The 21,578-nt window shown below is 58.9% G+C and carries 20 protein-coding genes; 13 read left to right on the top strand and 7 right to left on the bottom strand.

Going from position 1 to position 21,578, the window contains the following annotated elements; all coding sequences use genetic code 11:
- Positions 1-65 precede the first annotated feature (65 nt).
- Entirely contained in the window at positions 66-1,838 is a 1,773-nt protein-coding gene (locus T424_RS20425) for a monovalent cation:proton antiporter-2 (CPA2) family protein (RefSeq protein ID WP_084268426.1), read from the top strand.
- Positions 1,839-2,064: 226 nt separating this feature from the next.
- Here the strand turns inward: T424_RS20425 and T424_RS20420 are convergent, their stop codons facing one another.
- Together T424_RS20420 and T424_RS0107705 are read right to left on the bottom strand one after the other, a co-directional pair.
- Positions 2,065-2,562, bottom strand: coding sequence for a PRC-barrel domain-containing protein (locus tag T424_RS20420; RefSeq protein ID WP_037066941.1), 498 nt, complete (start codon positions 2,560-2,562; stop codon positions 2,065-2,067).
- Between the two features lie 260 nt (positions 2,563-2,822).
- Positions 2,823-3,710, bottom strand: coding sequence for an SMP-30/gluconolactonase/LRE family protein (locus tag T424_RS0107705; RefSeq protein ID WP_027487225.1), 888 nt, complete (start codon positions 3,708-3,710; stop codon positions 2,823-2,825).
- Between the two features lie 506 nt (positions 3,711-4,216).
- Here T424_RS0107705 and T424_RS0107700 point away from each other — a divergent pair.
- The 11 genes from T424_RS0107700 (at position 4,217) to T424_RS0107645 (ending at position 14,293) form a co-directional block, all read left to right on the top strand.
- Positions 4,217-4,984, top strand: coding sequence for a LuxR family transcriptional regulator (locus T424_RS0107700; RefSeq protein WP_084268425.1), 768 nt, complete (start codon positions 4,217-4,219; stop codon positions 4,982-4,984).
- A 410-nt stretch (positions 4,985-5,394) separates the two neighbouring features.
- A complete protein-coding gene (locus tag T424_RS0107690; protein WP_027487223.1) occupies positions 5,395-6,522 on the top strand; it encodes an Mrp/NBP35 family ATP-binding protein in 1,128 nt (375 codons plus the stop codon).
- Positions 6,523-6,676: 154 nt separating this feature from the next.
- A complete protein-coding gene (locus tag T424_RS22470; RefSeq protein ID WP_154664835.1) occupies positions 6,677-6,994 on the top strand; it encodes a hypothetical protein in 318 nt (105 codons plus the stop codon).
- Between the two features lie 328 nt (positions 6,995-7,322).
- Positions 7,323-8,309 carry a TerC family protein gene (locus T424_RS0107680; RefSeq protein WP_027487221.1) on the top strand — a complete coding sequence of 329 codons (987 nt, stop codon included), beginning with the start codon at positions 7,323-7,325 and terminating at the stop codon, positions 8,307-8,309.
- 134 nt (positions 8,310-8,443) lie between these two features.
- A complete protein-coding gene (locus T424_RS0107675; protein ID WP_027487220.1) occupies positions 8,444-9,421 on the top strand; it encodes a magnesium transporter CorA family protein in 978 nt (325 codons plus the stop codon).
- 16 nt (positions 9,422-9,437) lie between these two features.
- Entirely contained in the window at positions 9,438-11,339 is a 1,902-nt protein-coding gene (locus T424_RS0107670) for a potassium transporter Kup (RefSeq protein ID WP_027487219.1), read from the top strand.
- Between the two features lie 329 nt (positions 11,340-11,668).
- Positions 11,669-12,016: an AtpZ/AtpI family protein gene (locus T424_RS0107665; protein ID WP_027487218.1), complete on the top strand. Its 348-nt coding sequence runs from the start codon at positions 11,669-11,671 to the stop codon at positions 12,014-12,016.
- Positions 12,017-12,085: 69 nt separating this feature from the next.
- Positions 12,086-12,835, top strand: coding sequence for a F0F1 ATP synthase subunit A (locus T424_RS0107660; RefSeq protein ID WP_027487217.1), 750 nt, complete (start codon positions 12,086-12,088; stop codon positions 12,833-12,835).
- Between the two features lie 75 nt (positions 12,836-12,910).
- Complete coding sequence (locus T424_RS0107655) at positions 12,911-13,138, top strand: F0F1 ATP synthase subunit C (protein ID WP_027487216.1); 228 nt, start codon at positions 12,911-12,913, stop codon at positions 13,136-13,138.
- 83 nt (positions 13,139-13,221) lie between these two features.
- Positions 13,222-13,803, top strand: coding sequence for a F0F1 ATP synthase subunit B (locus T424_RS0107650; protein WP_027487215.1), 582 nt, complete (start codon positions 13,222-13,224; stop codon positions 13,801-13,803).
- Positions 13,804-13,807: 4 nt separating this feature from the next.
- On the top strand, positions 13,808-14,293 hold the full coding sequence (locus tag T424_RS0107645) for a F0F1 ATP synthase subunit B (protein ID WP_027487214.1): 486 nt from the start codon (positions 13,808-13,810) through the stop codon (positions 14,291-14,293).
- Positions 14,294-14,413: 120 nt separating this feature from the next.
- Here T424_RS0107645 and T424_RS0107640 read toward each other — a convergent pair whose 3' ends face one another.
- Both T424_RS0107640 and T424_RS0107635 read right to left on the bottom strand, forming a co-directional pair.
- Positions 14,414-15,073, bottom strand: a complete 660-nt coding sequence (locus tag T424_RS0107640) for a ribonuclease HII (protein ID WP_027487213.1) — start codon at positions 15,071-15,073, stop codon at positions 14,414-14,416.
- A 1,152-nt stretch (positions 15,074-16,225) separates the two neighbouring features.
- Entirely contained in the window at positions 16,226-17,383 is a 1,158-nt protein-coding gene (locus tag T424_RS0107635; protein ID WP_027487212.1) for a PA0069 family radical SAM protein, read from the bottom strand.
- Positions 17,384-17,620: 237 nt separating this feature from the next.
- Between T424_RS0107635 and T424_RS0107630 the strand changes: the two genes are divergently transcribed.
- Positions 17,621-18,142, top strand: a complete 522-nt coding sequence (locus T424_RS0107630) for a glycosyl transferase (RefSeq protein ID WP_027487211.1) — start codon at positions 17,621-17,623, stop codon at positions 18,140-18,142.
- Positions 18,143-18,193: 51 nt separating this feature from the next.
- Here T424_RS0107630 and moaB read toward each other — a convergent pair whose 3' ends face one another.
- From moaB to T424_RS20415, 3 genes are read right to left on the bottom strand one after another with little or no spacing between them, the layout of a single operon-like run.
- On the bottom strand, positions 18,194-18,742 hold the full coding sequence (gene moaB, locus T424_RS0107625; RefSeq protein WP_027487210.1) for a molybdenum cofactor biosynthesis protein B: 549 nt from the start codon (positions 18,740-18,742) through the stop codon (positions 18,194-18,196).
- Between the two features lies 1 nt (position 18,743).
- On the bottom strand, positions 18,744-19,628 hold the full coding sequence (locus T424_RS0107620) for a 4-(cytidine 5'-diphospho)-2-C-methyl-D-erythritol kinase (protein WP_027487209.1): 885 nt from the start codon (positions 19,626-19,628) through the stop codon (positions 18,744-18,746).
- A gap of 13 nt (positions 19,629-19,641) precedes the next feature.
- Positions 19,642-21,561 (bottom strand): tetratricopeptide repeat protein, encoded by a 1,920-nt coding sequence (locus T424_RS20415; RefSeq protein ID WP_037066937.1) that lies wholly within the window; start codon positions 21,559-21,561, stop codon positions 19,642-19,644.
- Positions 21,562-21,578: the final 17 nt, after the last annotated feature.

Here is a 21,578-nt window from a genome sequence, read left to right as displayed (position 1 = left end):
ACATGCCGGAACCCACCGGGTTCCCACACGCCTATAGCAGGCGGCAGTCGATAGGAAGGACGATCATGAGCGCGCCCAATCATATTTTCGCCGAAGCGCTCATGCTGCTGGGGGGCGCGGTGGTGGCGGCGCCGGTCTTTCGCCGCCTTGGGCTTGGCACTGTGCTGGGCTATCTTGCGGCGGGGGCCCTTATCGGCCCGGTGGGCCATCTCATCACCGGGGCGGAGGATATTCTGTCGGTGGCCGAGCTTGGCGTCGTGCTGCTGCTGTTCATTATCGGGCTGGAACTGAAGCCCTCCACGCTCTGGCGCATGAGGGGCGATATTTTCCTGCTTGGCGGCGCGCAGGTGCTGCTTGGCGGGGCGGCCCTGACGGCCGCAGCCATTGCAACCGGCCTCGTGGACTGGCGCGGCGCCCTGGTGGCGGGATTTGGCCTGGCCCTTTCCTCCACGGCCTTTGCCCTTCAGATCCTGAATGACCGCAATGATCGCAACAGCCGCTACGGCCAGCGCAGTTTTTCCATTCTGCTGTTTCAGGATCTGGCCATCGTGCCGCTTCTGGCGATGATTTCCATTCTGGCCTCGCAGGCCGAACCCAGCCCCTCCTCTCCCTGGGTGGATGTCGGTGTGGCGCTTCTGGCCGTTGCTGCAATGGTGCTGGCGGGGCGCTACCTGCTCAATCCGCTTTTCCAGGTGATTGCCCGCACCGGCGCGCGCGAGGTGATGATCGCTGCGGCGCTCTTCATCGTTCTCGGATCGGCGCTGCTCATGCAGATCAGCGGCCTTTCCATGGCCATGGGGGCGTTTCTGGCTGGCGTGATGCTGGCGGAGTCTTCCTATCGCCATGAGCTGGAAACCGACATCGAGCCCTTTCGCGGCATTCTTCAGGCGCTGTTTTTCATGGCGGTCGGACTGTCCGTGCAGTTTTCCGTCATCATCGACAATCTCGCCATTCTTCTGCTTGCCGTGCCTTCGGTCATGCTCATCAAGGCTTTAAGCATCTACGGCATGTGCCGGGTGGCGGGCTCCCCCCACAACGATGCCCTGCGCATTGCCGCCCTGCTGCCGCAGGGGGGTGAATTCGGCTTCGTGCTGTTCACCACCGCCATGAGTGCGGGTATCTTTTCCGGCGCCACGGCCTCGCTGCTGATTTCGGTGGTGACGCTGACCATGGCGCTGACGCCTCTTACGGCGGCACTGTCCATGCGCTTCATGTCTTCCGACGATCACGAGGAACTGGACGAGGATTTCGACGGGGCGGGTTCGGATGTGCTGATGATCGGCTTTTCGCGATTCGGGCAGATCGCCGCGCAAATCCTGCTGGCCAGCGGTCGCGATGTCACGATTCTCGACGATTCCGCCGACCGCATTCGTCAGGCCGCCCAATTCGGCTTCCGCATTTATTTCGGCGATGGGTCGAGGCTCGATATTCTGCGGGCCGCGGGCATCGAAAAGGCAAAGATCGTTGCCGTGTGCACGCATAACCGCGCTGTCACCGACCGAATCGTCGAGCTGATTCGCAGCGAATATCCGCAGGTTCGCCTGTTCGTGCGCTCCTATGACCGTATCCACAGCCTTTCCCTGCGCGAGCGCAATGTGGAATACGAAGTGCGCGAGACGCTGGAATCCGGTCTTCTCTTCGGCTGCCAAGCCATCCAGGCGCTGGGCGTGAACGAGGAAACCGCCAGGGCCATCACCGACGACATTCGTCAGCGCGATGAAGAAAGGCTTCAAATTCAAGCCGTTGAAGGATTGAGGGCGGGCAGTCACATGCTGTTCAACCGCCCCGTTGTCCAGCCGGAACCCCTGGTCAAACCGCGAAAAACAGATGGCGCGTAGGCCTTATTTCCGCCACGGAAAGGGACGATTACGCCTGCAAGTATTCGAGCCGGAAACCGGTTTTGCCTCGTTCGCGAAGGCGTGAAAACAGCCGTCAGGGCAAAATAGAAGGGGCGGTTCCTCCCGGAACCGCCCCCAACGCTAAGCCGGAGATCCAAATCCTGCTTGGCTGCTACATGGCTTCTATACCACAGCTTATTTTAGATATCACGAGTGTGTGACTGATTTATTTAGTCGTAGTCGTGGTGGTGGAAGATGTCGTGCTGCCGTCGCGCATGTCTTCCAGACGCTTGAACTCAGGAGCGGATTTCAGGGCGTCAGCCGTTTCCATCGTCGTCAGGCGCAGCTTGTTGTTGTCCTTGGCGTCGCGGGTCATGGTGATCTTGTCGAGCGGCATGGCCACATCCTTTTCCCCCATGCCCAGGAAGCCGCCGACCCCGATGACCACGGCGACGACGCCGCCATTCTGCTGCATGATCAGGTCGTTGACTTCACCGATGCTCTTGTTGTCCGAGGTGTAGACGTTCTGGCCGATGAAGTTGGTGGCCGCCATCTGGTCGGAACCCTGCTGGGTCAGATAGGTGCCGCCGGTCATGCTTGCGGCAGGCGCTGCGGGCGTTGCAGCCGGAGCCGTGGTGGTGGCGCTCTGCGCGAAGGCCATGGGGGCAAGGGCCGTGGTGCCGGCGATAGCTGCTGCTGCAAAAATGTTGATCGACTTTTTCATCTCGAACCTACCTTTGTGAACGTTGCGTTAGAACAAGCGGCTGTGGGTTCCGCTCGTTGGTTCGAGAGGGAAATGAATGGCGGGACAGAACGTTCCTGCTGATTTCGCTAATAAATTTTTGCAGTATGCCGGAACTTTAGGCAGCTTGCCCAGTTTGAGGGCGCCTTATCTGGCCGGTCCTTGTCGGGCCGGTATGGGGACCGGCCGGGCAGGGGGCATGTCAATGCCCCTCCGCAATGAGCGGCAAAGCCGAACCTTCATCAACTCAGACGGAACAAGGCCTCGGCGCGGCCTTTCACGGCGACATCGAGAATGAACACCTTGCCGCCATGCGGGTCGGCGGCCAGACCGTCCTCGTCAAGCCCTTCGGTTGCCGACGTCACCAGCAGGCGGGAGAAATCGCGCCCGATAAAGCTCGGGCAGGTGGACTGCGCTGCCGGAACGCGGTAGCGCGCCAAGTGACGGCCCGCCGCATCGTAATGATCGACCGCGCCCACTCCCCAGCGCGCATTCCACAGGCCGCCCTGGGCGTCGCAGACCGAGCCGTCTATGCCGCCATCCTGCCCGCGTCCGTCGATGTGGATGGAGGCGGCGCCAAGCGGCAGGCCTGTTTGCGGGTCGAGCGGCACGCGCATCAATGTGTTCACTCTGGTATCGACATAATAGCCAACCGTTCCATCCGGCGAGAAGCAAATGGAGTTCGGAATGCTGATGGCGTCGAAAAGACGTGTCACCGTCTTGCCCGCCACATGGTAGATGGCGCCCGCGCCCTCCTGCGCCGAGCGGCCCATGGTGCCGACCCACAAGGCGCCGCAGGGATGCACCCGGCCGTCATTCGAGCGGTTTTCCGGCTTGTCGGCTTCCAGCATGGCGTGAAGCGACAACTCGCCCGTGGCGCTGTTGCGAAGGAAAAGCCCCTCGTCAGAGGCCAGCAATTGCCGCGTATCGTCAATTTTCGCCAGAACGCTGGCCATGAAGGGCAGGGCGTGGGCGCGGGTGATGCCCGTGGAAAGCCCGTGTTCGTAAAGGGTGCGTCCGAGAATATCGAACCACCATGCCGTATCGGTGGCGGGGTCGTAGGTCGGGCCTTCACCCAGATGCATACGGGTTTCGGTCAAAATCGTGCCGTTGAAGGATGGGTCCAACATGTCTTGCTCCGGTGGATTACGAACATCTCCTGTGGCCTATACCAAACTTGGAGCTTTGAGGCGTCAACAAATGAAGGTAATGAAATGCGAAATCCGTTACTATCCTCTCGATGGCGCGGATTGGACCTTGCCGCATGATTCCCGGATCCGGAATCGGTTAAAGTGAGAATTATGCAGAAGGTTTAAAATGTTACAGCGCGCTTGATAGGGTTTGTGAACCTATGGCGCTGTAGATCGAAGCGTGCGTGCTGGGCACTTGCGATCCCCGCAGCTCCCGTCTTTACGCTGGCAGGGCAAGGCAGAACGCTTTTCCCATCGGCGCGGAGGCCGGAGAATTGGCCTGTTTTGTCGTTTTTAAACAAATGGCCGTAAATTGCGGGAATGCAGAAAACCCTTGGATTTGCAGGGGTGGGTTGATGTGGCAGAGTGCGTACGCCGGATGATGCTTGGGCGCCCGGCAGACAGGAGCTGGAGGGCGGGCCGTGGAAACAGGATTGACTGACCCTATGGGGGATGACTTACGCGATTCGATTGCGACGGAGGAGCAGAGCCGTTTTTCGGCTGCGGCCGTGGAAGGCTTCTTGAAGGAACTGACGCTTTCGCGCACCCAATTCGATGTGTTCCGGTTGATGAAGCGGGTGACAGAGCATTATGAAGCCCGCCACTTCATGGTTCTGAACATGCCGCCTGCTGATTCGCGTATGCTCTCGGCCAGTTCCGTCATCACCAACTGGCCTGCCGAAGTGCTGAATGAATATGACCAGTATGAGTTACTGGCCACGAGCCCGATTTTCCAGCGCCTGAGAGCTGTGTCCATACCGCAGATTTTCGACGTGAATCTCGCGGCGCGGGAAAGGGACAGCAAATCGGCCGAACTGGCCCGTTCCCTGTTTACCCGCTTCCATATGCTGCGCGGCGCCTGTTTTCCGGTGACGGATGCGGCGGGCAATCGCGGCATCGTCACCTGGTGCGGCGACATGGAGGCCTTCACGCTGATGGAAGTGATGGCGCTGCATTTTCTTGCGGCGCATATCTTCAACCGTCTGGCGGAAATTCGCGACATGGACGCCCGCGTCGTCGAGACCCTGACCGACAGGGAGCTGGCCTGTCTGAACTGGACGGCCGCTGGCAAGACATCGATCGAGATCTCCGAAATCATGGGGCTTTCCGAACACACCATCAATCACTACCTGAACCGCGCCACCCGAAAGCTCGATACGGTCAACCGGACGCAAGCGGTGGCAAAGGCCCTGCGGCTCGGCCTCATCAAATGATGGTAGAGGGGCAGGGGTGGGGCTGTGGCGTCATGCCGTGATGGCCGGATTTTGAAAATCCTGCGCTGCCGCCATTTTAATCATTGCAATTCATATCGGCATTTTTCTGCCCGGCTTGCAGGCATTGCTGATGCAAGGGGCGGCAGAAATGCCGGTTTTTCGCCGCTTTGGCATTTGGCACGCTTCCTGCATTCCCTGTTTTCAAAAGGGTCCAGAGGGGACCATGGCAAGGGCGCGACAAAGACGCCCGATCCAGAAGAAAAGCCGCCACGGCCCGAAAGGGACGCTGGCGGCTTTCTGTTTGAAGGGGCAAAGGTCCGCTGGCCGGGCGTGATGCGCATATCCTCTTTCGTTTTGCTGAAAGACGCACTATTTGCGGTTCTTCACTGCCGCAGCGGAGAAGTGCATCCATGTCCCCTGACAAGAATAGCGTGCTTGAAGCCCTTAAAACCGTTCGGGGGCCGGACATGACCGGCAATCTCGTGGATGCGGGTCTGGTGTCGGATGTGTTCATTTCCGATGGCAAGGTTTATTTTTCGCTGAATGTTCCGGCAGAGCGGGCACGTGAACTGGAGCCGTTGCGGCAGGCCGCCGAACGGGTGGTGCTGGCAGTGCCGGGCGTCAAGGGCGCGCTTGTCAGCCTGACGGCGGAGCGCAAGGCGGGTGCTGCGCCGGGCGCGGCCCCCGGCGGCGCGGCAAAGCCGCAGCAGCCTTCGCCGCAGGCACGCAATGCAAAGACCGGCGTGCCGGGAATAAAGCATATCGTGGCGGTCGCCTCGGGCAAGGGCGGGGTTGGCAAGTCCACCACGGCCATCAATCTTGCGCTGGCGTTGAAAGCCAATGGGCTTGCCGTGGGCATTCTCGATGCCGATGTCTATGGACCGTCCCTGCCGCGCCTTCTGGGGGTCAGCGGGCGTCCGCAGCAGGCCGAGGGCCGCATTATAATGCCTATGGAAAATTATGGGCTGAAAGCCATGTCCATGGGCTTCCTGGTGGATGAAGGCACCGCCATGATCTGGCGTGGCCCCATGGTGCAATCGGCGCTCATGCAGATGCTGCGCGAAGTGGCCTGGGGCGAACTGGACGTGCTGGTGGTGGACATGCCGCCCGGCACGGGCGACGCCCAGCTTACCATGGCCCAGCAAGTGCCGCTCACCGGCGCCGTGATCGTCTCCACCCCGCAGGATCTGGCGCTGATCGATGCCCGCAAGGGCATCAATATGTTCCGCAAGGTCGAAGTGCCGGTTCTGGGCATTGTCGAGAATATGAGCTATTTCATCGCACCGGACACCGGGGCGCGCTACGATATTTTCGGCCATGGCGGCGCACGGGCTGAAGCGGAGGCGATCGGCGTTCCTTTCCTGGGAGAGGTGCCGCTGACCATTGCCATTCGCGAAACATCCGATGCGGGCCGGCCGGTGGTGGCCTGCGATCCGCATGGGCCGCAGGCGGTGGTCTATCGCGAGATAGCGGCGAGACTAGCCGAGAGCATCGGCGCCCGCCCGCCGCGCCGCGCCCCGGATATTGTGTTTGAATAAAAGCATTTCCAGCAAAAGTGGGAACCGGTTTTGCGTTCGGAAATGCGTGGAAGAAAGCATTTCCAGCAAAAGTGGGAACCGGTTTTGCGTTCGGAAATGCGTGGAAGAAAGCATTTCCAGCAAAAGTGGGCCCCGGTTTTGCGTTCGGAAATGCGTGGAAAAAAGCATTTCCAGCAAAAGTGGGCCCGGTTTTTTCGTCCGGGAATGCGTGGCGCAACGAAAGCTGCTGCCGCCATCCGGTGCGGGATGGGCCATTAAGGGCATTCCGGCGCAAGCGGTCCGGGTCCTAGGGAAAACCGGCCTGTTTTCCCTAGGTACCGGCCGTCCGGACGGCGGCAGCGCCGCCAGGTGTAGGGTTCGGCGGCTTTTGCTTTCTCATCCCCATATCAGCACCCTGCGTTTGATAAAGGCAGAGCACTTCAAGGGATTGCAACGGGGTCGAAATACCAATGCAGAGTTGGGGCTGCATTGACCGAAATCAATTCACGCCTGTGGACAGGTCGGTTTGGAGATATGCTTGTATTTTTGAACAAGCTGCTGCATACCGCGTTATCGCACGCTAAGGCATGTCGCGCAAAAGCGTGCAGCGGTTTTGCGATAACGACACGCGACAAAAGAATGTCTTTAAGGCGAGGATGGGTTAGCATCTTAGAGCCTTGGTATTTAAGCGTCGGAAGCGAATCTGAAAGATCGCGACACGCTTTGAAATGTGCAACTGCGGGCCCCTCTGGCGGGAATATTCGGCTTTCCCGTGATGTCGGAGTTGTTGTGATGAGCAACGTCGAACCTGTGGAGGTCTCATGGATTGGATACTGGCGGATTTCATGGGGCAACCCCTGTGGATGTGGCTTGGATTTCTTGCTTTCGTTCTCGTGCTTCTCGTTCTCGATCTTGGCGTACTGAGCGCCCGCAGCCACCATATCGACGTGGCGCAGAGCATGAAGCTTTCAGCCTTCTACATCGCCATGGGAATTGCCTTCGGCGGCTTCATCTGGTGGCGGCTCGGCCATGACGCGGCCATTCTCTATCTGACCGGCTATGTCGTGGAAGAGAGCCTGTCGCTCGACAATATCTTCGTCATCGCGCTGATCTTCGGCTATTTCCAGATCCCGCAGCACTTGCAGCACCGGGCCCTGGTCTATGGCATTATCGGTGTAGTGCTGCTGCGCGGCATCATGGTGGCGGCGGGCACGGCCATCGTCGATCAGTTTCACTGGGTTCTTTATGTTTTTGCCGCGTTTCTCGTCTATACGGGCATCAAGATGCTGCTTTCGGCGGAAGAGCAGTATGACGTGGCAGGAAATCCCGTTCTCCGCTTCCTGCACAAACGGCTGCCGATCACCGAGGAATTGCACGGGCAGAAATTCTTCGTGCGCCTGCCAAGGCCCGGCGACGAGGTGGGCAAGACACGGCTTTATGCAACGCCGCTCTTTCTGGCGCTGGTCATGGTGGAACTGGCAGACGTGATTTTTGCCGTGGATAGCGTGCCGGCGATTTTCTCCATCACCACCGATCCCTATCTGGTGTTCACCTCCAACATCGCCGCCATTCTCGGCCTGCGCGCGCTGTATTTCGCGCTTTCCGCCATGCTCGAACGCTTCATCTTGTTGAAATACGCGCTCTCGGCGGTTCTTGTCTTCATTGGCGGCAAGATTTTGCTGGGTGAAATGCTTGGGCTGGGCAAGATGCCACCGCTGGTGTCGCTCGTAATTACGCTTGCCATCCTGTTGTCAGGTGTTATTGGTTCGCTGCTGAAGACCAAAACGCATTATACCAAGGGTCACTGAAAATGACGTCTGGTATTCCTTTTTCGAATATCTCACGCCACAAGGCAATCGGGCTATTCGAAATCCCTTCAAGGCGAGGATGCGCCAGCATCTTCGAGCCTTGGTATTAACCGTCAGCGGGCGAAGGTACAGATTTGATCAGGGCATACAGGTGCGACGGGACGGCAGAGCTTATTTTGCCCAGCGCGGCGCCGGACAAACTGGATGAATCAATCCTTTGGATCGATCTCATTCAACCCGACAGGACGGAAGAGCGTTTAATGGAGGGGCTTCTGGCAATGCCCCTGCCAACACGCGATGATTTGAAGGACATCGAACCTTCAAGCCGTTTGTATGGGGACGATCATGGCGTTTACATGACCGCTTCGCTGATCTGTAAGGCAGACAGCAATTTGCCCTTTCTGACCGATGTTGCCTTCATTCTCGGCGGCGGGCGGCTGGTGACGGTGCGCTATGCCGAGCCCCGCGCCTTCGATCTTTTCATCGCCGGGCTCGGCCGCAGCAAGGGCAGCTTTGACACGGCAGAGGGCATGATGGCTGGCCTGATGGAGACCGTGGCGGACCGCACCGCCGAAATCCTGGAAATAGCCGGCGCACGCCTGGATAGTCTGGCGAGCGAGATCTTTCTGGACCGGCGCGCGGCAAAGACGCGCCCGGCACGCCAGCTCGAAGACAAGCTTCTGGATATTGCCGGTTTCCAGCGGCTCGTCAGCAAGACGCGCGATAGTCTCGTGTCGCTTTCGCGCCTGGTTGGCTTTGTGATGTCGGTGGAACCGATGAGCCGAAATGCCGAAGCACTCGGCCTCTGTCAGGTGGTGGCGCAGGACCTGCATTCGCTTTCTGAACATGCGGCATTCGTTGGCAGCAATATAGCCTTCATGCTGGATGCCTCGCTCGGCCTCATCAATGTCGAGCAGAATGCGATCATCAAGATTTTCTCCATCGCTTCGGTGGTTTTTCTGCCGCCGACGCTGGTGGCTTCCATTTATGGCATGAATTTCAAGTTCATGCCCGAGCTGGACTGGAGCCTCGGCTATCCGCTTGCGCTGATTGCCATGGTTTTGTCCGCTGTCATTCCCTTCCTGTTTTTCCGTTGGAAAGGCTGGCTCTGAGAGCCTGTATCGATCGATGTCCCAGGAAACCTCCCATACGACCGAACCCAACAAGGATCTGCGCAGCTTCCTGCTGCTGGCGCTCGGCTCGGTCGGTGTCGTCTATGGCGATATCGGAACCAGCCCGCTTTATGCCTTCCGCGAGGCCTTGAAACCCATTGCCCATGACGGCATCACCCGCTTCGAGGTCATCGGCCTCACCTCGCTGATCGTGTGGACCCTCACCATCATCGTAACCTTGAAATATGTGCTGTTTCTGCTGCGCGCCGACAATGACGGCGAAGGCGGAACGCTGTCCCTGCTGGCGCTGCTCAGCAAATCGGCGGGCAAGCATACGGTCGTGCTGATGATCCTTGGTCTGGTGGGGGCCGCGCTCTTTCTGGGCGATGCCATGATTACACCGGCGCTTTCGGTGCTTTCCGCCGTGGAGGGCCTGAAACTTGTCATGCCCCATGCCGATGGCTTCATCGTGCCGATTTCGGTGGTCATTCTCATCCTGCTGTTCCTCGTGCAATCGCGCGGAACGGAAGTGGTGGCGAATTTCTTCGGCCCCATCACCGCCGTGTGGTTTATCGTCATGGCGGCGGGCGGCGTTGCGCATATCTTCGATGATCCGGCAATCTTCCGGGCCTTCAACCCCATTCACGCAGTGACGTTCCTGTTGCAGGAAAAATTCCTCGGCTTCGTCGTGCTGGGCTCTGTCTTCCTCACCGTCACCGGGGCGGAAGCGCTTTACGCCGATCTCGGCCATTTCGGCCGCCGCCCCATCCAATGGGCCTGGTTCGTGCTGGTCTTCCCGGCACTGGTGCTGAACTATCTCGGACAGGGCGCGCTGGTGCTGAAGGATCCGCAATTCGCGACCGATCCCTTCTATCTGATGTTTCCGGGCTGGGCGATTTTGCCGGTCGTCATTCTGGCCACCGCCGCCACTGTCATCGCCAGTCAGGCGGTGATCACCGGAGCCTTCTCCATGGTGCGTCAGGCCATCCATCTCGGCTTCCTGCCGCGCATGGAAATTCTCTTTACGTCCGAAACCCATACGGGCCAGATCTATCTGCCTTCGGTCAACAGCCTGTTGCTGATCGGCGTGCTGGGGCTGGTGCTGCTGTTCGAAAGCTCCGATGCTCTGGCCACTGCCTATGGCATCTCGGTCACGGGCGCCATGGTCGTCACCACGATCATGGCCTTCGAATTCGTGCGTGTGAAGTGGAAATGGTCGGTTATCGTGGCGCTGCTGCTGCTCACGCCGCTTCTGGCTCTTGAAATGGTCTTCCTGGGCGCGAACCTCCTGAAGATCCATGACGGCGGCTATATTCCGGTGCTGTTTGCCGCGGCCTTCACCATTGTCATGTGGACGTGGCGGCGCGGGACGGCAATCCTGTTTGCCAAGACACGCCATGCCGATATTCCGCTGTCGTCCTTCATTCCCTCCATCGAGAGAAAGAGCGACCATGCCCCGGTTTCGGTGCCAGGCACGGCAATTTTCCTGACCAGCGATCCCGAAACAGCGCCTGCCGCGCTGCTGCACAATCTCAAGCACAATCATGTGCTGCATGAGAAGAACATCATTCTGACGATCAAGACGGTCAATCGCCCCCGCGCAACCGAGGCCGAGCGATTCGTGGCCGAAAGTCTGTCCGAGCGCTTCTCTCGAGTCGAAATCCGCTTCGGCTACATGGAGCAGCAGAATGTTTCGCAGGCGCTCGCAAGGCTGCGCAAGGGCGGGCTCAAATTCGACATCATGTCCACCTCCTTCTACCTTGGCCGGCGCAAGCTGGTGCCGGATGCAAAGGCAGGAATGCCGAACTGGCAGGACAGGTTGTTCATTGCGCTAGCAAATTCCGCCGCCGATCCGTCGGATTATTTCCGTCTCCCGGCAAATCGCGTCGTGGAACTGGGAAGCCACGTCATCATCTGATTCCCGGCCACCGGTTTCAGTGGACGACAGCCGGTGGCGCGGCGCGGAAATAACCTTTGTTCATCGGGAATTTATGGAGTTTTTGCCGGTCGGAGCCGGCAAAAACGCAACGTCTAAACGGATTAAACCGATTTTACCCGGTAAGCCATTGTTTTTAATCTATTAATTTGTCGTGGGCATTCTCGCTGCCATGCTTGACTATATGAGGCGGCAAAATTATGGTGCGCCCGACTTCAAAACGGGCCGAAGGGGTTGTTTCCGCGCCGTTTGCATATTCGCCTGAGCCGTATTTCGGCTCTGGCGGTTTCGGACGGAAGGAGGAAAACACCGTGGATGACCAAGAGAAGAACCTGGAAGATCGCCGCAACCGGCTGGGGGACAAGCTGGCCGGATTGAAGGCCAAGGCAGGGGACGACGCAGACAAGGGCGCAAGCGCCGCTGCAAGCCGCAAAGGCTTCGGCGAGGCGATGAAGCTCTCGAGCGAGTTCCTTTCAGCTGTGATCGTGGGGGCGCTTCTCGGTTATCTCCTCGACCGTTTCGCCGGGACGTCGCCGTGGGGGCTGATTATTCTTCTTCTGCTTGGCTTCTGCGCTGGTGTTTTGAATGTGTTGCGTGCGGTGGGCAAGGTATCCTCTCCCCATCCTGCGGATCGCAGTCCGGGTGAAAACAAGAAGTAGGTGCGGCGCAAGCGTCGCGACGATTAGTGAAGATGGCCGTGGAAGCGGCGCAGCGAAAGAGAGCATCAGGTGTCAAACGATCCGACTCATCAGTTCCTGATCCAGAAGATTGTTCCGATCGAAATTGGTGGTCTGGATCTGTCCTTCACCAACGCTTCGCTTTTCATGGTGGCAACCGTTGCTGCTGCCTCTGGCTTCCTTTATCTGGCCAGCTCGCGCCGGGCGGTGGTGCCGGGCCGTGCGCAGTCCGTTGCCGAGATGTCCTATGAATTCGTGGCAAACATGTTGCGCGAGGGTACGGGCGGGCATGGCATGGCCTTCTTCCCCATGGTGTTTTCGCTGTTCATGTTCGTGCTGACGGCCAATCTTCTGGGCATGATGCCGTATTTCTTTACGATCACCAGTCAGATCATCGTTACTTTTGCGCTGGCGCTCTTCGTTATCGCAACTGTTCTGGTCTATGGTTTCTACAAGCATGGCCTGCATTTCCTGGGTGTCTTCGCTCCCGCCGGTGTGCCAAAGGCGCTGCTGCCGCTTGTCTCGGCAATTGAAATCATCTCTTTCCTGTCTCGTCCGATCAGCCTTTCGGTTCGTCTCTTCGCCAATATGCTGGCGGGTCACATTACGCTTAAGGTTTTTGCCGGTTTCGTGGCGTCGATGAGCGCTCTGGGTGCTCTCGGTGTCGGCGGTGCCGTCCTTCCCCTGATGATGACGGTCGCCATGACCGGTCTCGAATTTCTCGTTGCCTTCCTTCAGGCCTATGTCTTCGCGGTACTGACATGCATGTACCTGAATGACGCCGTGCATGGTGGTCACTGAGAATAATAGTCGCTGGCCCCGGCCTTGACCGGGTGCCCTCAACAGCCGCAACAACCATTTCGAAGGAGTATCCATATGGAAGCGGAAGCAGCAAAGTTTATCGGCGCGGGTCTTGCATGCCTCGGCATGGCTGGTACGTCGCTGGCTCTCGGCCGTATTTTCGGTGACTACCTGACCGGCGCTCTGCGCAACCCCTCTGCTGCCGACAGCCAGTTCGGCCGTCTGGTATTCGGCTTCGCCGTTACGGAAGCTCTGGGCATCTTCTCGCTGCTCATCGCTCTCCTTCTCCTGTTCGCCGTCTAATTCACGGCTGGAGATCGGGATCACGGCGTGTTTCGAAACCCGGTCGTGATCCCGTACTTTTGTGAATACACCTGGAGGTGAGCATGTTTGTGACTCCCGCCTATGCCGAGGATGTTCCGGCTGCGGCTGAGACCCATACCGAGACCGGCGTCGCGCATGAAGGCGCTCATGGCGGCGTATTTCCGCCTTTCGACCATACCACCTATCCTTCGCAGGTGCTGTGGCTGGTCATTACGTTCGGCCTCTTCTACATGCTCATGCAGAAGGTGCTGGTGCCGCGTATCGGCGCCATTCTCGACCAGCGTCACGACCGCATCGCGCGCGACCTCGATGAGGCGACCCGCATGAAGGCCGAGGCAGATGCTGCCGTCGAGACCTATGAAAAAGAATTGAGTGCGGCCCGTGCAAAGGGTTCGCAGATCGCCAACGCCGCCCGCGAGGCTGCAAAGGCCAAGGCAGATGCCGACCGCGCTGCAATCGAGGCCGATCTGGCGCAGAAGATTTCGGCTGCCGAGGCCCGCATTGCGGAGATCAAGGCGAAGGCATTCGCCGATGTCGATTCGATCGCTGCGGAAACGGTGGGTCCCATCGTCGAACAGTTGACGGGCAAGAGCATTTCGCAGGCCGATATTGCGGCTGCCGTCGCCGCCGGAAAGGGAGCCTGAGACGATGCATTTTGATGCAACTTTCTTTGCCTTCGTCGGCCTTATCCTTTTCCTCGCCCTGATTGCCTATCTCAAGGTACCGGGCATGATGGCCAAGGCCCTTGACAGCCGCGCGGCCAACATTCAGGCCGAACTTGACGAGGCACGCCAGCTTCGCGAAGAGGCCCAGAAGCTTCTTGCCGATTATCAGCAGAAGCGTAAGGAAGCGGAAGAAGAGGCCAAGGCCATTCTTGCTGCTGCCGAACGCGAAGCTGCGGCCCTGACAGAAGAAGCCCGGCAGAAGACCGAGGAATTCGTCGCACGGCGCAATGCCATGTCCGAGCAGAAGATCCAGCAGGCTGAAGCCGATGCGATCAAGGCTGTTCGTGCCGCTGCTGTAGACCTTGCTGTTGCCGCAGCCGAAAAACTGCTGGCCCAAAGCGCAACGGGCGAGGTACAGGCTGCGTTGTTCCAGTCATCGGTCGGTCAGGTTAAAGCCCGTCTGAATTGAGCTTCCGTTCAGGACGCATTCTGAGGCCCGGTCGTCGTGATGACCGGGCTTTTTTGTTTGGCTGAGGCCGGGAGATCGCACCGGGAAGCAATGTCACGTTTGCATCGTGCCTCACACACCCTAGGCAGGATCCTTCCGTAAAGGCTTGAAAGTCATACGGTGCAGAGCGCATGGCCCATATGCCACAATCGCCCTGCGATGGGCCTCCGTCGGGTATCCGGCATGAATGTCGAAGCCATAGGATGGGAACCATTTCGCGCTGCGGCTCATCATCCGGTCGCGCATGACCTTGGCAACAATCGATGCTGCTGCGATGGAAAGCGAGCGAGCGTCGCCTTTGATGATGGCTTTGCCGGGACAAAGCAGGGCAGGGGGGACATCGCGGCCATCGCACAGGACGAGTCTGGGGGTGATGTTGAGGCCCGCGACGGCACGGCGCATGGCGTCAAGGCTGGCCTTGCGAATATCGCTGGCATCAATACAGGCCGGGCTGGATGACGCGATAGCCACGCACGCGCTATCGAGGATTTCCGTAAATAAAAGCTCGCGCCGGGCATGGGAGAGCTTTTTCGAATCGTTCAGACCAGCTGGTATTCTTGCCGGGTCGAGAATGACGGCCGCCGCAACGACAGGCCCGGCAAGCGGCCCTCTGCCGGCTTCGTCAGTGCCTGCAACGGGCGAGAGACCCTCCTCTCGCGCCGCAGTTTCCAGTGAAAAGTCGGGAACAAGCGGGATTGGGTCGAACAAAGCGGGGGTGGTTTTCGCTGATTTCTTTGCCATGCCTCTCTGTTCGCATAGCGCATCCGCCGTCGCAAGGGGGCTGAAACTGCGCTGCTCCTGTCGGACGCAGCCTCTGCTGCGCTGCGAACCGGCATTTTTGTGAATGTACATCCCGATATGCAATTACAGCGCGACCTGTGGGCGCTGGCAGGACAGAATCGGCATCGCTTTTATAGAGGGCTACGGGGCGATAATGGTTGATACAAGTCACAAGGATCGCCGGCCCTTGCTGAGGCGCGCAGACAACGGCGCATCAAGCAGGGCCGGCGACGCCGGAACGGCTGGCAGGGGAATGCGCCCGTTCCGGCAAGCTTTGACTGCATAAGTCCTTGAGCCGGGACCGCATCAAGGTGAATGATATGCAGGAAAATCAGAGTGTTATCATGTCCTTACAGCGCCGTGCGTTTTATCAAACGCACGAAGGACGCTGTAACACTTTAAATCTGCTGCATAATTTTCACCTTAAATCGATTCCGATTTAAGGAATTATGTAGTAGAGCGTTTATCAAATTGCACGGCGCTGCAAATCTATGCCAGACGATGACCGGATCGTTTGCTGGTATGGGATGAACATTTGCTGATTGATAGCCCGCAAAGGGTGAGTTTGCGCGCTTCTCTATTGCATGATTGCGTAAACCGGAATCGATCTGAAAGATAAATCATGCAGCATATTTAAAGTGTTACGGCGTGCTATGTGCGCTCGATAAAACGCCCTACACTGTAAGTCATTGTTTTGGCGGCAAAACATCTAAAATAACATGCTCATCTTGAAATCAGGTGGGGTGAGAGAGGAGAGCGGCGGCATTTTCGGGGTGCGCCGCCGCTCTCATGAAACGTATGCATTGCGGCGGACACACGTTTCAAATTAAAAGTATAAATGGCGCTTTCTTCATCTGTTGGCTGCGCAGACTGTATAGATCCTTGAATAAGAATCGCAGTTAGAGCACCTCCGGTGGACTCGAGTTCAACTGAATTGCTCCAAAATCTTGATTTGACGCATTTTTGAGCGCAAAATCAACGACACGTCTGCCGGAAATGCCTTAGAGCGCTTTTCGATCTGATTGAATCAGATCGGCGCTCTAACCTTGTTTTCTTGAACCATAATCTTGTCGATCCTCGTTTCACTCCGGTCGGATTATGCTCTCGGCAGTCTTACAGCAAGGAAAGCTGCACGCCACTGCCATTGGGAGGTACGAACAGATCGTCCCGCAATTGCAAACTGCGGCGCCCCAACCCCAACCGCTTCGTGGCCATTTCAAAGCGCCGTCCGATTTGCCAGGCATAGGGACCGGCTCCTTTCATGCGCTTGCCAAATTCCGCATCATAGTCCTTGCCGTCACGCATGGAGCGGATCAGCGACATGACATGGCGATAACGATCGGGATAGTTTTGCAGCAGCCAGTCACGAAAAAGCGGGCTGACCTCCAGCGGCAGGCGTAACAACACATAACTTGCCTCGCGGGCACCGGCAGCCTGGGCTGCGTCGAGAATGCGCTCGATCTCATGATCGTTGAGCGCCGGAATGACGGGTGCCACGAGAACGCCAACCGGAATTCCCGAATCGCTGAGCTTTTTGATCGCCTCCAGCCGCCTTGTGGGGGTCGAAGCACGAGGCTCCATGCTCCGGGCCAGTTTTCGCTCCAGCGTCGTCACAGAAACGCCGACGCGCGCCAGCCCCTGTTCTGCCATCTCCGCCAGAATATCGGCATCCCGCAAGATCAGCGCAGATTTGGTGACAATGGAAACAGGGTGTTTCGCCGCTCTCAACACCTCGAGAATTTGTCGCATGATACGCCATTCCCGCTCAATCGGCTGATAGGGGTCGGTATTTGTGCCAATGGCAATGGTGCGGGGCTTGTAACCCGGCTTGGACAGTTCACGCTCCAAAAGCTTTGCAGCGTCCGGCTTGGCAAAGAGCTTCGCTTCGAAATCCAGACCGGCCGAAAGGCCCATATAGCTATGGGTGGGACGGGCGAAGCAATAAATGCAACCATGTTCACAGCCGCGATAGGGATTGATCGACCGATCAAAAGGCACGTCGGGCGATTCATTGCGGGTGATGACACTTCGTGGACGCTCTACCTGAACCTCGGTGCGGAAAGCAGGCATATCACCTAGACTGTCCCAGCCATCATCCTCCTCCACCCGCTCCTGCACATCAAAGCGTCCGCTGGGATTGATACCGGCACCACGTCCCCGGCGCCGCTCACCATCGACCCTGAGGCCTGAGGCCGCCAGCAGCGCATCGGCAATATCCGGCTTATGGGCAGGCTGAAAAGCAGCCTGCCGCACATCAGACAATAATGTCATTGTGGGCTCCTGTGGACGTTCGAAGGTCCGTGTATGAAAAGAGTCCTAACCCGAAAAAGAGAACAAGGCAAGAACAAAATTTGTCCATGACGCTTTTGCATTTTCAGGAAGGCCAGCTTCATTCTTCAGAGCGCCGGTCGGATTATGCTCCAGGAATCCTATCGGAATCCTGGCCATTTCAGGGTCAGGCGGCCGCCGTGATATGGAAATGCCGTTTTCCTTCGGTTATGAAAGGCAATGCTGACGGTAATTTTTGAATGTCATAATCAGGAATATGAATTGGCCCAATCGCTGACCTCGCTTGTTGCGGGGGCGGTGGAGGGGCTGGTTTCGGATGTGGTCATTCTCGATCACGGCTCCGATGATGGCACGATGCAGCTTGCGGATGCCGCAGGATGCAGATTTTATCAGGAATGGACGCTTGCCGATGTCCTGGGTTCTGCCAGGGGGCAGTGGTTGCTGCTGATTGAGCCCGGTGCGCGGCCCGGTCGCGGCTGGATGGAAGACCTTGCGGAATATATGGCGACAGGTTCGCAGCCAGCCCGCTTCGCGCCCTCCCGCCTGCACCGCCTGCCCCTGTGGCGCAGGCTGTTTGCGCGGAAATCGCCATTGGAACGAGGGCTGTTATTGCCGCGCGCGAAGGCGGTTGGTCTTGCCGGTCAAGGGGCAAGCTTGCAGTCTTTGGCAAAGGGACTGAAGACACGCGGCCTTGCAAGCGAACTTGCGCCCGCATGGGCGGCGAAAGCTGCACGCAGGTGAAAGGGCAAGGGCCGCGTGCGGAACCGCTCCAGCCGCGCGGTTGAACGCGGTTCAGGCCTTGCCGCGTTGCAGGTGTTCGTCCAGCCGTGGCATGATTTCGACGAAATTGCAGGGGCGGTGGCGATAATCGAGCTGCTGGAGCAAAATTCCGTCCCATGCATCCTTGCAGGCGCCGGGAGATCCGGGAAGCACAAAAACGAAGGTTGAATTGACCAATCCCGCCGTTGCCCGCGATTGAATGGTCGAGGTGCCGATCTTGTCGTAGGAGAGGCGATGAAAGACGGCGGAAAAGCCGTCCATGCGCTTCTCGAAAAGCGGCTCGATGGCCTCCGGCGTCACGTCCCGGCCGGTAAAACCGGTTCCGCCGGTGGTGATGACCACGTCGATTTCCTGGGAAAGCGTCCAGCTTCGAACCTGGTTGGCGATCCGGTCGAGATCATCCGGCACAATGGCCCGGTCCACAAGGTGGTGGCCTGCCTTCGCGATCCGCTCTGCAAGCGTGGCACCGGAAGTGTCGTCGGCAAGCGTTCGTGTGTCGGAGACGGTGAGAACCGCAATGCCCAGCGCAATGAAGGGCTTTTCGCCTGCCTTGGTGGTCATGTCATACTCCCGCATGGCCGATGGATGATGAAGAAAAATACCAGTCCGGCTTCATGGCGTGAAGAGTGACACGGGCGGCTTCCGCCTGTTCCTGCGTGGCAAACAGGCCGAAGCAACTGGCGCCGGAGCCTGACATGCGTGTCACCAGCGCTCCTGTTCCGGCAATCAGTGCTGCCAGTTCGGCAATTGCCGGGCATAGCGTTCGGGCTGGCGGCTCCAGATCGTTGCGCAGCGTCTGGAGATAGGCAGTCCAGCTGTGCTGGCCGCCATGCGCGGGCGGTGGCGGCAAGGGTGCATTGTCGCGGCTTTGCAGGGCCTTGAAAATGGCGGGTGTGGACACCGGCTGAAGTGGATTGCCGAGCAAAAGGCCAAAAAGCGGCATATGCGGCAGGGGTGTCAATTGCTCGCCAATGCCCTTTGCGCGCAGCGGCTGTCCTGCAAGGCACATGGGCACATCCGCACCAAGATCGACGGCGAGCGAGGCCAGCCTTTCCGGCGGCAATTCCACCTGCCAGGCTCTTTGCAAGCCGCGAAGCGCGGCGGCGGCATCGGCGGAACCGCCGCCAATGCCGGCGGCAACAGGCAGGTTTTTTTGCAGCTCAATGGCAATGGCCGGGGCGGCATGGCCCCCGGCGAGCAAGAGGGCGCGCAGCCGGTCACGCGCTTTTATCACGAGGTTGCCGCTGCAAGCCTCGCCATCAAGCAGGGCCGCGAAGGGGCCGGAGAGGGTGAAGCTGTCTTCATCCGCCAGCCTGAAATGCAGCATATCGCCATGACGGCTGAACCCCACCAGTGAATCCAGCAGGTGGTAGCCATCCTGCCTTAGTCCCGTCACATGCAGGGCAAGGTTGATCTTGGCGGGCGCCAGTTCATGAATGCTCTGCATGGCGGGGCGGGCGTCAGCTTTTCTTCTGCGGATCGACCGCAGGCGCAGGCGCAGCCGGGTCAGGCGTGGTGGAAGGTGCAGGAGCAGGCGCGTTGCCGTCTGCGGGCTTCTGCTCCGGCTGGCTGGGCTGTGGCGGGGTCGCGCCTTCCGGCTTTGCCTCGGCGGCATTTTCGCCAGCGGGCAGTGCTGGCAGGCCGTTTTCCAGCTTTTCGCGGATCTTCGGCTCCAGATCGGCTTCCGGCTTGAAGGCCAGCGCCTGACGCCACTGGAAAACGGCCTCCAGCTTGCGGTCTACGCGCCAATAGGCGTCGCCCAGATGGTCGTTGATCGTGGCATCGCCCGCCTTGAGCTGCACGGCGCGCTCCAGTTCTTCCACCGCCTCATCGAAGCGGCCAAGGCGGTAATAGGCCCAGCCCAGCGAATCGACGATGTAGCCATCATCGGGCTTCAGCTCCACGGCCTTCTTGATCATCTCCAGCCCTTCCTGGAGATTGCGGTTCATGTCCACCCAGGAATAGCCGAGATAATTCAGCACCTGCGGCTGGTCCGGATTGAGTTCCAGCGCCTTGCGGAAATTCGGTTCGGCCTGATCCCATTTCTTCAGCCGCTCATAGGCAATGCCGCGCTGGAAGAATACCGACCAATGGCTCTTGGCGGGCGTCGGGCCGATGGCTGCGACGGCCTTGTCGTAATTATCGGCCATTTCCGCATAGTCCTTGGCATCGGACAGCACGCTGCCATAGGCCAGATAGCTGCGAATATCAGCCGGATCGGAGGCGATCAGTCCCTTGAGGTGGTCTCGCGCTTCCTTGTCCTTGCCGGTTTCGGCAAGCGCCAGCCCCAGTTGCAGCTCGGAGATCCGCCGCATGGGCGATTCTTCCTTCACCAGCTTGTAGTAGGAAATCGCAAGATCATTCTGCTTGTTGGCTTCCGCAATGCCGCCCAGAAGGATCAGCATGTCGGCGGCGTCGGGATAAAGCGCCCGCGAAAGCTGGAGATAAAGCGCAACCGTATCCTGCGCGCCCTGCCGGTTCAGCGCACCGCCAATGGAAAACAGCACGGAGGCGGCCCCCTGGTCGGCGGTCCTGATGACCTGTTCGGGCTTTTCACCCTTTTCGATCTGCTGTTGCAGCGCCTTGAAGGGCGCGTAATTGGTGATCATTTCATCGCCGGCGGCAATGGCGTCCATGGCCTTTTGCCGGTTGCCGTCGCGCGCCTCAAGCGTTGCCAGCGCCATGACGGCGCGCAGATAGGTATCAGGCGCGGTTGCGCCACCTTCGCGGTCGGTAATAACGCTTGAAAGCGCGCTGCGGGCTTTTGCGGTGTCGCCGATGGCGGCTGCCATCGCGCCGATATTGTAGTTTTTGAAGATGGCGTACCAGCCGGGCCCCTTCAGCGCCTCGATCTGGGCAATGGCCTCCTTGCCGCGTCCCGCGCCCATGCGCGCCCAGGCCACCAGCAGCGCATTGGTCAGGCGGTCCAGATCGTTCGGCCCCTTATAGGCCAGGATTTTTTCGGCTTCCTTGTAATCCCTGGTCCGGATGGCATCCAGCCCGCGGGCCATGGTGGTAATGCGCTCGACCGCCGGATCCTTGCGCAGGTCGCGTGCAAGCTTCACGCCTTCCACGAAGTTGCCCGCCATGAAATGCGAGAGCATCAGGCTTTCACGCAATTCCTTGTCGTTCGGTTCGTAGCGCAGCGCCTTGCCGTAAAGGGCCACGGCCAGCGGGAAATCCCGGTCGGCATTGGCGGTGCGGGCGGCAAGATAGGCACCGGAGAAGCTGTCCACGTCATCGATGGTAAAGCCATCGGCAGCTGGCTGCGGGGCGGTTTCGGCCCGGGCGGCGCCGGTCAGAACGCTGCCGAGGCCAAGGCACGCCACCAGCGCAAAGGCCGAACCGGAAAGAAAACGTCTGGCAAAAATCTGCCGCATGAAGATGCCTTTCAACG

The organism is Allorhizobium undicola ORS 992 = ATCC 700741 (genome assembly GCF_000621665.1).
Taxonomy (GTDB): Bacteria; Pseudomonadota; Alphaproteobacteria; order Rhizobiales; family Rhizobiaceae; genus Allorhizobium; species Allorhizobium undicola.
Note: the sequence above shows the minus strand (reverse complement) of the source record. Positions and strands in the feature narration are given on the sequence as shown.

Coding starts and splice junctions, on each gene's coding strand:
- T424_RS0107630 (WP_027487211.1), top strand. CDS start 17,621: ATGCTGACGGTAATTTTTGAATGTCATAATCAGGAATATGAATTGGCC.
- T424_RS0107680 (WP_027487221.1), top strand. CDS start 7,323: ATGGATTGGATACTGGCGGATTTCATGGGGCAACCCCTGTGGATGTGG.
- T424_RS0107705 (WP_027487225.1), bottom strand. CDS start 3,710: ATGTTGGACCCATCCTTCAACGGCACGATTTTGACCGAAACCCGTATG.
- T424_RS0107655 (WP_027487216.1), top strand. CDS start 12,911: ATGGAAGCGGAAGCAGCAAAGTTTATCGGCGCGGGTCTTGCATGCCTC.
- T424_RS0107650 (WP_027487215.1), top strand. CDS start 13,222: ATGTTTGTGACTCCCGCCTATGCCGAGGATGTTCCGGCTGCGGCTGAG.
- T424_RS20420 (WP_037066941.1), bottom strand. CDS start 2,562: ATGAAAAAGTCGATCAACATTTTTGCAGCAGCAGCTATCGCCGGCACC.
- T424_RS0107690 (WP_027487223.1), top strand. CDS start 5,395: ATGTCCCCTGACAAGAATAGCGTGCTTGAAGCCCTTAAAACCGTTCGG.
- T424_RS0107700 (WP_084268425.1), top strand. CDS start 4,217: ATGGGGGATGACTTACGCGATTCGATTGCGACGGAGGAGCAGAGCCGT.
- T424_RS0107640 (WP_027487213.1), bottom strand. CDS start 15,073: ATGGCAAAGAAATCAGCGAAAACCACCCCCGCTTTGTTCGACCCAATC.
- T424_RS20425 (WP_084268426.1), top strand. CDS start 66: ATGAGCGCGCCCAATCATATTTTCGCCGAAGCGCTCATGCTGCTGGGG.
- T424_RS0107645 (WP_027487214.1), top strand. CDS start 13,808: ATGCATTTTGATGCAACTTTCTTTGCCTTCGTCGGCCTTATCCTTTTC.
- T424_RS0107620 (WP_027487209.1), bottom strand. CDS start 19,628: ATGCAGAGCATTCATGAACTGGCGCCCGCCAAGATCAACCTTGCCCTG.
- T424_RS20415 (WP_037066937.1), bottom strand. CDS start 21,561: ATGCGGCAGATTTTTGCCAGACGTTTTCTTTCCGGTTCGGCCTTTGCG.
- T424_RS0107670 (WP_027487219.1), top strand. CDS start 9,438: ATGTCCCAGGAAACCTCCCATACGACCGAACCCAACAAGGATCTGCGC.
- moaB (WP_027487210.1), bottom strand. CDS start 18,742: ATGACCACCAAGGCAGGCGAAAAGCCCTTCATTGCGCTGGGCATTGCG.
- T424_RS0107635 (WP_027487212.1), bottom strand. CDS start 17,383: ATGACATTATTGTCTGATGTGCGGCAGGCTGCTTTTCAGCCTGCCCAT.